This is a genomic window from Proteus sp. GOKU (genome assembly GCF_015475555.1).
GTDB lineage: Bacteria > Pseudomonadota > Gammaproteobacteria > Enterobacterales > Enterobacteriaceae > Proteus > Proteus mirabilis_B.
The window spans coordinates 2,890,550-2,904,773 of sequence record NZ_CP034105.1; the positions used below are offsets into that span (position 1 = coordinate 2,890,550).

A 14,224-nucleotide genomic window follows, 5' to 3' on the forward strand; every position below is an offset into this window, starting at 1 on the left:
ATTACTTCTCTTTTTTATCTAATAATTCAACAAGGTTTTGAGCAGAAATATATCCACCGTAAATACTGGCATTAGGTAATACAATAGCAGGAGTGCCCTGAATACCCATCATGGTGCCTAATTTAAAGTGCTCATTGATATTGATTTTTGCACATTCATCAATGGGGATAATTTTGTCACCTTTAAATGCACTGTCTAATGATTTATTAGGAAAACCACTACACCACACAGCATTCATTTCTTTACTCACAATATTATTGCCAACACCGTTACGAGGAAATGCCAAATAACGCACTGTTACACCCTGTTTATTCAGTTCAGGAACTTCTTGGTGAAGTTTTTGGCAATAAGGGCAGCTGATATCGGTAAAAATGGTGATCATATGGCGCTCATTACGCGCTTTATAAACAATCATTTCATTTTTAAGTGAGTCTACTTTTTTCATAATAACTTGATTAGCGATACTAACTGGCTCACCACTACTAATATTATAAATAGGCCCTGCGGTCAGATATTTACCATCATCTGTAATATAAAAAATGCCTTTATCTGATAACACTGCATTTAATCCAACAATCGGCGTTGGTTGAATACTCTCTGCTTTAATCTGCATTTTAGCCAATTGCGCTTCAATAGAAGCATTGTCAGCAAGCACTGGCATTGACACCATACTTAATAATATTGGCAACCAGAATAATTTCTTTTTCATTTGAATTCCTATTTAACGCCGGCTATTTAGCGGCTATCCCCTTGGGTGATGTTGCTGATGAAGCGCTTTCAAGCGCTCTGTTGCAACATGGGTATAAATCTGTGTTGTAGAGAGGTCACTGTGCCCCAATAACATCTGTACAACACGCAAGTCTGCTCCATGATTTAAGAGATGTGTTGCAAATGCATGACGCAACACATGGGGTGATAGTTTTTCAGTGTCTATTCCTGCTATCACGGCATAATGTTTTATCCGATGCCAAAACGTTTGTCGTGTCATTTTTTGCCCTCTTAAGCTAGGAAAAACAACATCGTCCGTTTTGCCTTGCATTAAAGTGGGTCTTCCATATTGCAGATATTGCTCTAGCCAGTAAATAGCTTCTTCACCTAAAGGAACTAATCGTTCTTTATCGCCCTTACCAATAACGCGTAGCACGCCTTGTCGTAAACTAATATCAGAGAGAGATAATCCCACTAATTCAGAAACACGAAGCCCACACGCATAAAGGACTTCAAGCATCGCTTTATCACGTAATTCAAGTGGTTCATCAATACAGGGAGCATTGAGTAGATCATCAACTTGTCGTTCACTTAAATCTTTTGGTAAACGTTTGGGAAGCTTAGGGGTTGAAAGCAATGCACTAGGATCGTCTAAACGTAATTTTTCACGATATAAATATTGGAATAACCGACGCATTGTACTGAGTAACCGGGCTGCACTGCTGGCTTTATAACCTTCATCTAAACGCGTTGCGAGAAAAGATTGTAAATCCAAGGTAGTAACCGATAACCAATCTAATTGGTGATGTGCAAGCCATTGCCCTAATGCTTGTAAATCTAAACGATAAGAGCTGAGTGTATTAGCGGATAAGCCTTGCTCTAACCAAATATTGTCGAGAAATTGTTCAATGATAATATCAGTATCTTCATTGGTATGAGTTGTCTTTTTTGTCGATAATTTGGTTTGTGACACAGTCTTGCTCTCCCTCTCTTTAGCTTATCGCCTTTACATTATGCCTTATAAAAAAAATTTTCTGGTACAATAGTGACCTTTATTGGCAAAAATATCCTAAAAACCTTTATGAAAATTGGTCTATTTTACGGTTCTAGCACCTGTTACACCGAAATGGCAGCAGAAAAAATTCGTGATATTCTCGGTGAAGAGTTTGTTGATCTTCATAATGTTCAAGAGTGTGATATCACGCTTATGGAACAATATGACATCCTTATTTTAGGTATTCCAACTTGGGATTTTGGTGAGATCCAAGAAGATTGGCTCAATATTTGGGATACATTGCCAACATTAAATTTAAAAAATAAGCTTATTGCAATGTATGGAATGGGCGATCAAGTTGATTACAGCGAATGGTTTCTTGATGCACTTGGTATGCTTTATCATCATTTATTACCAAGTGGTGTTAAGTTTATTGGATTCTGGCCTGTTGATGGATATGAATTTGTCAGCCCAAAACCTTTATCAGATGATGGTAAGCATTTTGTTGGTCTTGCATTAGATGACGTTAACCAGTTTGAAGAAACTGATGAACGTTTATCACAATGGTGTATGCAAATTCTACGTGAAGTAGAAGAAAACCTATAAATATAATATCCAGGTATTAAATATCTGGATATTGCATTAATAACTGAGAGAAGTTACGCCACTCATTTTCTGTCATACTATCAAAAGCAACCCATAACGTGATTTGTTTTTTATTTAAAATAGAAGTCAACGTTATTCGAGTACCAAAACGGCTGATCCAAGGGTGTTTTGTTATTTGCCATTCATGCAGTTTCCATTGAATTCGATTTCCATTCAGTAAAACAAAATCCCCCTTGATACGGCTAATATTCTTTTGTGTGAAATACCAACTGCCGATCAGGAACAGTAACAATGGCACCCAAACATAAATAAAATCAGGAGGCCACGGATACAACAGTAAACCTATCACAAAGGCAACATAAGCAACCGTTGAGAAGAGTTGAGTGAACCATGATACTGTGAGGTGCGATTTCCATAAAACCACGAGTTATATTAACTCCTGCTGTAATTCTATACGGATATAAATAAGTTAAAGATAATAAAGACCAACCTATTTATAATGTAACTTCTTTCTTAGCCTTGCAAATAGTTTATCTTACATTTTAGCTCAATTATTAATGGTTACTTTTTCTATTTAATATGTGCTCAAATAATATAACTTAATAATAAATACGTAATTTCTATTCTTTTTTAATCGTTGTTTTAATAAAGCCAGCATACCTGATTTATTTAGTATAAAGTGAAAAACATCGAAAAAAGGCGACTTAAGCCATCATTTTTAGAGATGGTGCGCAAATTTAACGTAACTACATTTTTTATTTCAGTAAATTTTAGAGGGTTATTAGTATTATTAATTTTTTATATAAAAATAAAAACGCCTTTATTTGATGAGAAAATAAAAGCGTCATTTTTAATCAATCTTAATTACTATTTGATCTATCGCTGATTTGATAATCTATTTTATTAATATTTATCAACGATCTCCGCCATTCTCGCTTTATTGCGCTCTTGGATTAATTTCACCATATAATAGAGAGCATCATCATCAGGGCGTCCATGATTCATTAACCAGTTAAATAAATCAGGATCTGCACACTCTAGTAAACGAACAAAAAGCGCTTTATCGTTATCAGATAGCGTATCGTACTCATTCTCGAAAAAAGGCATGATAGAAATATCCAGTTCACGCATTCCGCGACGACATGCCCAGTTAATTCGTGCTTTATTCTCTATATCGATAGTCATACTCTGCTCTTTACATTGTTCAAATCAAGAAATACCACTATTTCTTCCTAGCCCTGATGATAGTCTTATCGCAAAATTTTTAACATCAAAATGATCACAGTTTGCAGGTTTAGTCTCATAGACAACCTATTGAACACGCTTTCATTTGTTATTTATCAGGTTCATTTTCTGTGCGTTAAAATAATAATGACTTGCATTGTCTTGTCACTCTTTTACCATAACTGGTGTATCTGATTAATTTAATAGCTGGTGACATCATGACTCAAAATTCTACTCAGGCTAAACGCCCTCATGCAGCAATCAATTTGCCATTAACACTGGTTTCTTTAGATGAATGGTCACTGATAACAGCAACAGGTGCTGACAGTGAAAAATATCTACAAGGTCAACTCACTACGGATATTGCAGCCCTTCCAACAACGACACATACATTGTCTGCACACTGTGAAGCAAAAGGTAAAATGTGGAGTACGCTCCGCTTATTCCACCAGCAAGAAGGTTTTGCTTATATTCTGCGTAAAAACGTCGCGCAAAAACAACTGACTGAATTAAAAAAATATGCCGTATTTTCAAAAGTAACCTTAGCTGAAAATACAGATAGCGTTTTATTAGGATTAGCTGGACAAGGTGCTGCTCTTGCATTAGCCGATTACTTCCCAGAGATCCCTCGTAAAGCAAATGAAGTTGTTAATCACGATAATACTTATATTCTTCAGCTACCTTTACCTACCGAACGTTTTTTAATCGTTACAGATGAAGAAACAGCCAAAAATCTTGCAACAACATTAAAAGCCGAAACCAGTAATAGCGAGCAATGGTTAGCCTTAGATATCGAGGCTGGATATCCTATTATTGATACTCCAAATATTGAGCAATTCTTACCTCAAGCAACAAATCTGCAAGCATTGCCGCTGAGTATCTGCTTTAAAAAAGGCTGTTATACCGGACAAGAAATGGTATCTCGCGCAAAATTTAGAGGTGCCAACAAACGTGCAATGTACCTATTATCAGGGGGTGGTACTGAATTACCTGAAATTGGCGGTAGCGTTGAATGGCAATTAGGCGAAGATAAATGGCGTAAAACAGGAACGGTATTAAGTGCTGTACGTATGGCTGATAATACTATTTTGGCTGAAGTTGTTATGAATAACGATATGGAGCTCGATAGTGTATTTAGAGTTCAAGGCGATAACATCAGCCGTCTATCCATTAAACCACTGCCTTATTCTTTAGAAGAAGAGTAATTTTTATTTATCATACCAATACGGATTTTTATGACACAATTACCTAAAGGGGCATTTGGCCCCTTCTCTGATACGATTAACTTTATTATGGAGTTAGATAAACTAAAACGTGTTTATCGTAAAAATAATGTATTAGACAATAGTCGTTCTGAAAATACTGCAGAACATAGCTGGCACTTTGCTGTTGCAGCAATGAGTTTTCAGCCGTATGCAGGTGATATTGATATGGGACGTGCTATTCAGTTAGCACTTGTTCACGATATCGTTGAAATAGATGCTGGCGATGTGATGGTGTATGACGTTGCTGCTCGTGAAGCAATTAAAGAGCACGAGCAAAAAGCTGCAAAACGTATTTTTGCTTTATTACCTTCGCCACAAAGTGAATATTTCCTCAATTTATGGCTGGAATATGATGCAGCTGAAACACCAGAATCTCAGTTTGCCAATATTCTTGATCGCACCATGCCAATGCTGATGAATTTACATAATGAAGGTCAAAGCTGGGTTGAAAATAATATCCGCTTAGAGCAAGTATTAGCGCGTAATCTGTTTATTGAAAAACAGTGGCCAGAATTTTGGCAATATCTCTATCCTCAATTATTAGAGGCGCAGAAAAAAGGCTGGCTGAAGTAATATATTCAAGACTGAATTTGTTAATAAAAAAATACCGATGGCTAACTTAACCATCGGTATTTTATTTAGGAATATTGTTAGATTAAAGCTTATTCATAATCACTGATTGGTGCGCATGAACAATGTAAATGGCGGTCGCCATACACATCATCAAGACGTTTAACCGCTGGCCAATATTTACTTTGTTTCGTTGCTTCACTTGGGAACACCGCACATTCACGGCTATAACTATGTGACCACTCTTGCACTAATTCATATTGTGTATGAGGCGCATTAACTAATGGGTTATCGTCAATTGGCCATACACCTTTATCTACCTGTGCAATTTCAGCACGAATAGAAAGCAGAGCCTCAATAAAGCGATCAATTTCAACTTTACTTTCGGATTCTGTTGGCTCAATCATTAATGTCCCCGCAACAGGGAATGACATGGTTGGAGCGTGGAATCCATAATCAATTAGACGCTTAGCCACATCCATTTCACTGATACCGTAATTCGCTTTTAATGGACGAATATCGATAATACATTCATGTGCAACATAACCATCAGCGCCAGCATAAAGAATGTCATAGTCATTTTTCAGGCGTTGCGCGATATAGTTCGCATTTAAGATAGCCACTTGGCTTGCTTGTTTAAGCCCTTGTGCGCCCATCATACGAATATACATCCAACTAATTGGTAGTATTGAAGCGCTACCAAATTGAGCTGCAGAAACCGCGCCTTGTGTAGTGACATTTTCCATTTCAACAACAGAATGTCCCGGTACAAATGGTGCTAAGTGTGATTTCACACCAATAGGTCCCATACCTGGGCCACCACCGCCATGAGGAATACAGAAGGTTTTATGTAAGTTTAAGTGAGAAACATCAGAGCCAATAAAGCCCGGTGTGGTGATCCCCACTTGCGCATTCATATTCGCGCCATCAAGATAAACTTGTCCGCCATATTGATGAATGATCTCGCAAACTTCACGAATACCTTCTTCATAAACACCATGCGTTGATGGATATGTCACCATCACACAAGAGAGTTCAGCTTGATGTTTTTCTGCTTTAGCTTTTAAGTCCGCAATATCGATATTACCGTTATCATCACAACCGACGACAACCACTGTCATTCCTGCCATATGAGCAGAAGCAGGGTTAGTACCGTGTGCCGAACTTGGGATCAAGCAGATATGTCGCGCACCTTCTCCACGACTTTGGTGATAACGACGAATAGCTAATAAACCGGCATATTCACCTTGGGCACCTGAGTTTGGTTGCATACACATCGCATCATAACCCGTTAATGCAGCAAGCCAACTAGAGAGTTGTCCAATCATCACTTGGTAGCCTTTCGCTTGATAAGCTGGGCAGAATGGATGTAACTCTGTAAATTCAGGCCATGTGATTGGGATCATTTCAGCGGCAGCATTTAGTTTCATTGTGCATGAACCTAATGGGATCATCGCTTGATTCAATGCTAAGTCTTTATTTTCTAAACGATGCATATAGCGCATCATTTCTGTTTCACTGTGATAATGATGAAAGTTTTCATGTGTCAGCACAGTGTCTTTACGTTGCATAGAATCAGGGATTGATGCTGACGCAGAAGCCACTTGTCTATCAAGTGCATCAATATCACCAGCTAATGCTTTACCACTGATAATTTCAACAAGCTTTAATACATCTTCACGTGTTGTAATTTCGCTTAGTGTTACACCCACGGCACCCACAATATCGGTACGTAAGTTAATTTCAGCATCTTTAGCGCGTTGTAATACAGCCGCTTTATCTGCAGTATCAATCGTTAAGGTATCAAACCAAGTTTTATGGCGTAATACCATACCGTTTTGTTGTAAACCCGCTGCTAAAATATCCGTTAAACGATGAATACGTTGAGCGATGGTTTTTAATCCTTCAGGTCCATGATAAACCGCATACATAGCCGCGATATTGGCAAGTAAGACTTGGGATGTACAAATATTGGAGTTCGCTTTTTCACGACGAATATGTTGCTCACGCGTTTGCATCGCCATACGTAATGCACGATTACCCGCAGCATCACGAGAAACACCAATAATACGCCCCGGCATCGCACGTTTATATTCATCACGACAAGCAAAGAATGCCGCATGAGGTCCACCGTAACCCATTGGTACACCAAAACGTTGCGCTGAGCCTAATACGATATCAGCACCTTGATGACCCGGTGCTGTGAGTACCACCAGCGCCATTAAATCAGCGGCAACACTAGTAATAATTTTGCGTTCTTTTAGTGCTGCTAATAACTTACTGTGATCATGAACTTCGCCCGTTGTGCCGACTTGTTGTAATAGCACGCCAAAGACACCTTCGAGCTCTAATACTTTTTCAGCCTTATCAACAACCACTTCAAAACCAAAGGTATCAGCGCGGGTTCTGACAACATCTAAGGTTTGAGGGTGAATATCATCAGCAACAAAGAAACGATCCGCATTTTTTAATTTGCTTACACGTTTTGCCATTGCCATTGCTTCAGCTGCTGCCGTTGCTTCATCTAGCAGTGATGCAGAAGCGAGATCCATTCCAGTGTAATCAATTGTAACTTGTTGGAAATTCAGTAGTGATTCTAGACGACCTTGAGAAACTTCTGGCTGATACGGTGTATAAGCGGTATACCAGCCCGGATTTTCTAGTAAATTACGCAAAATCACAGGAGGTAATACAGAAGGCGCATAACCCATTCCAATGTAAGAAGTAAAACGTTTATTTTGGCTGGCGATCGCTTTCAGTTCAGCCAAGGCTTCTTGCTCTGTTGCTCCTGCACCCACATTCGGTGGTGTCTCTAATTGAATATTATCTGGAACAATTTTTTGAGTTAATTCATTTAATGAGGAGACGCCAACAGCACTGAGCATCTCTTTAATCTGTTCTGGTGATGAACCAATATGGCGACGAATAAATTCATCGCGATACTCTAACTGATTTAAAGTCTGTGTCATTGCAAGTAATTTCCTGAATTCACTATGAATGGATAGGTAAATAGCACACGGCTTAAAGCGTGTTGAGATAGTATTACGATAACAAGCTAACAAATAAAAACGCCCCGGCATTAATTTGACGGGGCGCTTCGTTTTACTCTTCGCTATCTACCAGCTCTTGATAACCTGCGGCATCAAGTAAGTCATCTAATTCGCTTTCATTATTTGCTTTAATGCGAAATAGCCAACCTTCTCCGTAAGGTGCGCTGTTTACCAGCTCTGGAGAACCATCTAACTCTTCATTTACTGCGATAATTTCACCTGATAATGGTGCATAGATATCTGATGCCGCTTTTACTGATTCCGCAACGGCACAATCATCACCAGCAGCCACTTCTCTACCCACTTCTGGTAGATCAACAAACACCATGTCACCTAATAATTCCTGTGCATGTTCAGTAATACCGATAGTGTATTCACCATTGCCTTCTGAACGTATCCACTCATGAGATTGTGCGTATTTTAATTCACTAGGTATTTGACTCATTGACCTTACTCTCCATTTAAAATTATTGTGCGTGTTATACCAATGCTTTACCTGAACGAACAAAACCAGGTTTTACCACTTCTACTGGCATCTCACGATTACGCATTAATACAATTGCGCTATCTTTTATACCTGCTGGAACTCTTGCTAATGCAATACTAAAGCCTAATGTAGGCGAAAAAGTACCACTTGTAATAATACCTTCTCTTAATTCACCTAAATCATCAGTAAAGTGTACGGCAGTACCTGCTCGCAACACACCTTTCTCTCGCATCACAAGACCAACAAGTTTATCTGTGCCTGTTGCGCGTAATTTTTCTAATGCTTCTCGACCAATAAATTGACGATCTTCCGGTGCCCATGCAATCGTCCATCCCATATTCGCTTCAAGTGGATTAATAGTTTCATCCATCTCTTGACTATAGAGGTTCATTCCCGCTTCTAAACGTAATGTATCTCTCGCACCTAATCCTGCGGGTTTAACCCCCACAGCTAATAATTTTTTCCAAAAATCGACTGCTTGCTCTTTTGGCATTGCGATTTCATAACCAGCTTCACCGGTATAGCCTGTTGTTGCAACAAACAGGTCTCCAAGCTCTACACCATAGAAAGGCTTCATAGCAGAAACAACTTGGCGTTGCGCTTCGGTTAATAAGCTTTGTACTTTTTCTTGTGCATGAGGACCTTGAACAGCGATTAATGCCAAATCGTCGCGTACAGTGATATCCACAACATAATCTGAAGCATGTTGTTCAATCCATGCCAGATCTTTTTCGCGGGTAGCAGAGTTCACAACGAGACGATAGAAAGAGTCATCAAAGTAATAAACGATAAGATCATCAATTACACCACCTGATGCATTTAGCATACCGGTATAAAGTGCCTTACCTTTTTCGGTGAGTTTAGCGATATCATTCGCTAATAAATAACGTAGAAAATCTTTAACTTGTGAGCCATGTAAGTCAACAATGGTCATATGAGAAACATCAAACATACCTGCATCACGACGTACAATATGATGTTCATCTATTTGAGAGCCATAGTGCAAGGGCATCATCCAACCATGAAAATCGACCATACGAGCACCGCAGGCTACATGCTCATCATACAACGGAGTCTGTTTTGCCATTCTTCCCTCTTTCTACTTTTACTTTAGATTATTCAGAGAACGCATTTGTTAAATATAAAATTAAACTTGATTTGAAATCATAGTGTTAATCTTAAGCTTAAGTTTATTTTTAAACATAGATTTAACAAACACGAGCAATTAACGTACAACGCAAACGATACCATCCCCTTGAACTTAGCATTGTGAGAAAAAATAAACCATAAGTTAAAATAGGGTATAGTGTCTCTTAATCATAATGTAGACATATGGGTATGCAGAACTAATGATTGCAATTATGCGTATCAGCGCTCATTTTTAGCGAGGAATTACTGAAAAAAAGGAATTAGTGCAAAGAATAGACTGAAAAAATAGATTTTTTTAGTTCTATTTCTTCAGTCAGATATAAATAAAAGTAATGTGAAATAAGCGAGGAATTAGATTTTTTCAACTGAAGTGAAATTTTTATCACTTAACCATTCAGGTAAATCAGAAAGTCCCATTGCTTGCTCAAGTAACTTAGGTTTTACCCCCGGTAAACTATCTGCTAACGAAAGGCCGATATCCCGAACCAGTTTTTTAACTGGGTTGTTGCCAGCAAAAAGTTCACGAAATCCTTGCATACTTGCCAGCATGACGGCTGCGGCATGTTTGCGACGACGCTCGAATCGTCTCAAATAGAGATATTCACCAAAATCTTTACCTTCTGCTTTTAAGCGGCGGATCTCACCGATTAACTCTGCAACATCCATAAAACCGAGGTTAACGCCTTGTCCAGCTAAAGGGTGGATAGTATGTGCAGCATCACCTAATAGTGCTAAACGAGGAGCCGCAAATTGACGAGCATAACGACCTGTTAATGGTATGGTCATGCGATCACTTATCAACTCACATTGACCTAAACGCATATCAAAGGTCACACCTAATGTGCGTTCAAATAAGGTTTTTTCTGCGTTTTTATAACTTTCAGCAAGGTTGCTTGGTAAAGACCAAACAATAGAACAAGTATGAGGATCAGAAAGCGGTAGAAACGCCAAAATGCCTTCACCATGAAAGACTTGGCGTGCAACATTATCATGAGGCTGTTCAGTACGAATAGTGCCAACTAAGGCATGATGTTCATAATCCCAAAAAGTCAGGGGAATATCTGCGTGTTTGCGTAACCATGAATTAGCACCATCGGCTCCGACAACTAATCTTGCCGTCAACATCTCACCATCATTCAGGGTAATAAATGCATCATTTTCCCCCCACACCACACGCTCAATCTGCGTTGATGAATAGAAGGTAATATCACTGTGGCTTTCACATTTTTGCCAAAGCACTTCACGAATAAGGTTATTTTCGATGATAGAGCCTAAATGGCTGAACCCTTCTTTTTGTGCTGAAAATTCAATACGACCAAAACTATCTTGATCCCAAACCTCCATACCTTGATAAGGTGCGGTTCGTAGTGCTTGTAAGTTTTCCCAAACACCTAATTTTTTCAGCAACATTTCACTGGCTGTATTAATAGCAGATACCCGTAATGAAAAATCATCCTGTGGGTGAAAAAGTTTCGTTACTGGGTGATTTTCTATTATCGCTATACGTAATCCACACCCGTGTAATCCGCTGGCTAATGCAAGCCCAACCATTCCACCACCAGCAATAACAACATCAAATGATTTCATAATAAAAGTATCCTAAAAAGCGATTATTTTAGAGCGCGCTGTTCTTTTCTGCTTGTCTAGTCTGTCCAGCCCAATGTTTGATGCGCCAATTTATCTCTCATCATTGGAAGCAATTCCATCGTCATTAACCCTAAGTTGCGAGAAATAATCAGTGGCACACAACGATTTGCAAACATTTTCACCAACCCATCGGTAATAGAGATTGTTTTTTCTCTATCTTGCTGTCGAAGTTGTTGATATTGAGAGAGTACTCGATAACTACCAATATCGGTATTGGCATTAATCGCTTGGGTGATCGTATTGGCGAGCGCCATAACATCACGTAAACCGAGGTTAAAACCTTGTCCTGCAATAGGATGAAGTGTTTGCGAGGCATTTCCAACTAACGCTAAACGATGACCAATAATTTGATTGGCTTTTTGTAGTGCTAAAGGGTAACAATTTCGCTTGCCAATATGCTCTATCTTTCCTAAACGCCAGCCAAAATCACGCTGTAAATGTGCGATAGTTGTTTCATCATCCCACTGTGAAACTTCATCCAGCTTTTCAATCGGATGGCACCACACTAATGAGCTGCGCCCTTCACTCATTGGTAACATGGCTAATGGACCAAATTCCGTAAAGCGCTCGAAAGCTTTACCTTGAGGATCGATTTGCGTTTTGACATTAGCAATCACAGCCACTTGGTTATAAGGCTCTCGTTGCCATTGAATATGGCACTGGTGACCAATAGGTGAGTTCGTACCATCAGCGGCAATCAGTAAGTCACCCGATAATTGCGTACCATCATCAAGTGTTACCTCAACAGAATCGATATTACGTTGAACTTGTTCAACTTTAGCAGGGCAATAAAGTGTGATATTAGATTGTTTTTTCAACTTGGCAAAAAGCTGACGCCCTGCATCATGTAATTCAACAACATAACCCAGTGCTGATATATCATAGTCTTGTGCATGAATATTAACAAAACCACAATGCCCTCTATCAGAGACATGAACGTGATTAATGGGGGTAACAAAAGGTTTTAATGTTGACCAAAGCCCGATTTGCTCTAACCGTTTTGCTGTTCCATGTGCTAATGCAATCGCTCTTGCATCAAACCCAGGATGCCCATTGTCAGGCTCTCTTGCTTCAATTAACGAAATTGAAATCTTACCTTTATTTAATGTAGAGAGTGCAAGTGCTAATGTCGCACCTGCCATTCCACCACCCACAATAATCACATTCATGCTGATTTTAGCCTTAAATTTTTCCTGCCATCAGAGCTTCAATTTCATCAGGATTTTTAACAACAGATGCCGTTAAATTCTCATTGCCTGTTTCCGTGATAACAATGTCATCTTCAATACGAATACCGATACCGCGATATTCTTGTGGCACGTCTGCATCTGGTGCAATGTAAAGCCCCGGTTCAATGGTCAGTACCATACCTGGTTCTAAAATACGGTCACGCTCAGTGCCATAATGACCAACATCATGAACATCAAGACCTAACCAGTGGCTTAAACTATGCATAAAGAAACGCTGATAGGCTTTTGTCTCAATAAGATGATCGATTTCACCGTGCATAATGCCCAGTTTAACCAGTCCTTCGACCATGATATACACGACATGCTCTGTGACTTCTTTGATACTTGTACCAGGTTTGTACAATTCCAAAGAAACATTGATGGATTTTAAGACGATGTCATAAATTTCGCGTTGTTGACGGCTAAATTTACCATTAACAGGGAAAGTACGGGTGATATCACCAGCATAACCTTCGTATTCACAGCCTGCATCAATGAGAACTAAATCTCCATCACGCATTTTGGTTTCATTTTCGGTGTAGTGCAGAATACAACCATTTTCACCACTGCCGACAATACTGTTATAAGAAGGGAAACGCGCACCATGAGAAACAAACTCATGTTCAATCTCACCTTGAAGTTGATATTCATACATACCCGGCTGGCATTTTTGCATCGCACGTGTATGTGCTAATGCGGTAATTTTTCCGGCTTTACGCAGTAATTCAAGTTCAAAATCAGATTTAAACAGACGTTGTTCATGAACAATTGGACGCCAATCAATAATGGTCTGTGGTGCTTTTAAGTTGCGGCGAGAGCCTCTTCTTAACGTTTCTAATGCGCTAAAGACTATCTCATCAGCAAACGCGTATTCACCTTGAGCATGATAAACAACATCTAACCCGTTTAATAATTGGTAAAGTTGTTCACCCACATCTTCATAAGGTAGTGCCTTATCAACACCCAATTTTTCAGGTGCTGCTTCTTGTCCAAGGCGACGACCAAACCAAATTTCAGCGGTTAAATCTCTAACACGATTAAAAAGTACACTATGATTATGTGTTTCATCACTTTTAATCAGCACAAGAATAGCTTCAGGCTCGCTGAAACCGGTTAGATAAAGGAAATCACTATGTTGGCGATAAGGATACTCACTATCAGCATTACGTTGCGCTGGTGGTGCGGCAAAAAAGATAGCTGCACTCGCAGGCTTCATTTGTGCTAATAATGCCTGACGACGGGATAAAAATTCTTGCTTATTCATACCCACTCCTGTCTTTCATTTATCTTTATGG

At 39.2% G+C, this 14,224-nt stretch carries 13 protein-coding genes; 3 read left to right on the forward strand and 10 right to left on the reverse strand.

Translation table 11 applies throughout. From position 1 onward, the window contains the following. Position 1 precedes the first annotated feature (1 nt). Together dsbC and xerD are read right to left on the reverse strand one after the other, a co-directional pair. Positions 2–709, reverse strand: a complete 708-nt coding sequence (dsbC, locus tag EHE21_RS13480; RefSeq protein ID WP_088494965.1) for a bifunctional protein-disulfide isomerase/oxidoreductase DsbC — start codon at positions 707–709, stop codon at positions 2–4. Positions 710–742: 33 nt separating this feature from the next. Continuing rightward, positions 743–1,681 (reverse strand): site-specific tyrosine recombinase XerD, encoded by a 939-nt coding sequence (gene xerD, locus EHE21_RS13485; RefSeq protein WP_194950924.1) that lies wholly within the window; start codon positions 1,679–1,681, stop codon positions 743–745. A gap of 108 nt (positions 1,682–1,789) precedes the next feature. On the opposite strand from xerD, the gene fldB reads away from it, so the two are divergent. Further along, positions 1,790–2,308: a flavodoxin FldB gene (gene fldB / locus EHE21_RS13490; protein ID WP_088495999.1), complete on the forward strand. Its 519-nt coding sequence runs from the start codon at positions 1,790–1,792 to the stop codon at positions 2,306–2,308. Positions 2,309–2,324: 16 nt separating this feature from the next. Here fldB and EHE21_RS13495 read toward each other — a convergent pair whose 3' ends face one another. Together EHE21_RS13495 and sdhE are read right to left on the reverse strand one after the other, a co-directional pair. Then, entirely contained in the window at positions 2,325–2,732 is a 408-nt protein-coding gene (locus EHE21_RS13495) for a protein YgfX (protein ID WP_194950925.1), read from the reverse strand. Positions 2,733–3,211: 479 nt separating this feature from the next. Beyond that, positions 3,212–3,487 carry an FAD assembly factor SdhE gene (gene sdhE, locus EHE21_RS13500; RefSeq protein WP_075670946.1) on the reverse strand — a complete coding sequence of 92 codons (276 nt, stop codon included), beginning with the start codon at positions 3,485–3,487 and terminating at the stop codon, positions 3,212–3,214. Positions 3,488–3,750: 263 nt separating this feature from the next. Between sdhE and ygfZ the strand changes: the two genes are divergently transcribed. Both ygfZ and EHE21_RS13510 read left to right on the forward strand, forming a co-directional pair. Next, positions 3,751–4,737 carry a tRNA-modifying protein YgfZ gene (ygfZ, locus tag EHE21_RS13505; protein WP_194950926.1) on the forward strand — a complete coding sequence of 329 codons (987 nt, stop codon included), beginning with the start codon at positions 3,751–3,753 and terminating at the stop codon, positions 4,735–4,737. A gap of 30 nt (positions 4,738–4,767) precedes the next feature. Next, a complete protein-coding gene (locus EHE21_RS13510) occupies positions 4,768–5,370 on the forward strand; it encodes an HD domain-containing protein (RefSeq protein WP_006533678.1) in 603 nt (200 codons plus the stop codon). A gap of 89 nt (positions 5,371–5,459) precedes the next feature. Here the strand turns inward: EHE21_RS13510 and gcvP are convergent, their stop codons facing one another. The 6 genes from gcvP to pepP all read right to left on the reverse strand — a co-directional run bounded on the left by gcvP (position 5,460) and on the right by pepP (position 14,193). Next, the gene (gene gcvP / locus EHE21_RS13515; protein ID WP_194950927.1) at positions 5,460–8,336 is read right to left on the reverse strand and encodes an aminomethyl-transferring glycine dehydrogenase; all 2,877 of its coding nucleotides are present in this window, start codon (positions 8,334–8,336) and stop codon (positions 5,460–5,462) included. A gap of 133 nt (positions 8,337–8,469) precedes the next feature. Continuing rightward, positions 8,470–8,862, reverse strand: coding sequence for a glycine cleavage system protein GcvH (gcvH, locus tag EHE21_RS13520; protein ID WP_100159082.1), 393 nt, complete (start codon positions 8,860–8,862; stop codon positions 8,470–8,472). A gap of 34 nt (positions 8,863–8,896) precedes the next feature. Beyond that, entirely contained in the window at positions 8,897–9,991 is a 1,095-nt protein-coding gene (gcvT, locus tag EHE21_RS13525; protein WP_075670858.1) for a glycine cleavage system aminomethyltransferase GcvT, read from the reverse strand. Positions 9,992–10,404: 413 nt separating this feature from the next. Then, entirely contained in the window at positions 10,405–11,640 is a 1,236-nt protein-coding gene (gene ubiI, locus EHE21_RS13530) for an FAD-dependent 2-octaprenylphenol hydroxylase (RefSeq protein ID WP_088494959.1), read from the reverse strand. Positions 11,641–11,696: 56 nt separating this feature from the next. After that, a complete protein-coding gene (gene ubiH, locus EHE21_RS13535; RefSeq protein ID WP_194950928.1) occupies positions 11,697–12,869 on the reverse strand; it encodes a 2-octaprenyl-6-methoxyphenyl hydroxylase in 1,173 nt (390 codons plus the stop codon). 13 nt (positions 12,870–12,882) lie between these two features. After that, complete coding sequence (gene pepP / locus EHE21_RS13540) at positions 12,883–14,193, reverse strand: Xaa-Pro aminopeptidase (RefSeq protein ID WP_194950929.1); 1,311 nt, start codon at positions 14,191–14,193, stop codon at positions 12,883–12,885. Positions 14,194–14,224 lie beyond the last annotated feature (31 nt).